Source organism: Prescottella defluvii (assembly GCF_000738775.1).
In the GTDB taxonomy this organism is placed as follows: Bacteria; Actinomycetota; Actinomycetes; order Mycobacteriales; family Mycobacteriaceae; genus Prescottella; species Prescottella defluvii.
This window is the reverse complement of record NZ_JPOC01000256.1, coordinates 1-335: the sequence shown is the minus strand read 5'-3', so window position 1 is coordinate 335 and position 335 is coordinate 1. Positions and strand designations below refer to the sequence as shown.

1 protein-coding gene is annotated in these 335 nt (G+C 74.6%); it reads left to right on the top strand.

Annotated features, from left to right (window positions below; genetic code table 11):
• A partial coding sequence (locus IJ15_RS25185) for a molybdopterin dinucleotide binding domain-containing protein (protein WP_037136477.1) occupies positions 1-335 on the top strand: 335 nt, incomplete at both ends.

Sequence of the window (335 nt, the reverse complement as noted above, 5' to 3'; positions counted from 1 at the left end):
ACAACGACTGGGTGGAGGCGGTCAACCGCAACGGCATCGTCGTCGCCCGCGCGGTCGTCACGCACCGGATGCCGCCGGGCACGGTGTTCGTGCACCACGCACAGGAACGCCTGATCAACGTGCCGAAGTCGGAGACCGACGGCCGGCGCGGCGGTATCCACAATTCGCTCACCCGGGTGCTGGTGAAACCGACGCACCTGATCGGCGGGGACGCGCCGCTGTCGGTCGCGGGGGACTATCTCGGGCCCACCCGCCACCCGCGGGGCGAGGGGGCGGGGGTCCGTCGCCGCGGCCCGGGGGGGGAGAGCTGGTGGCGGGGGGGGGGCGGAGGGGGG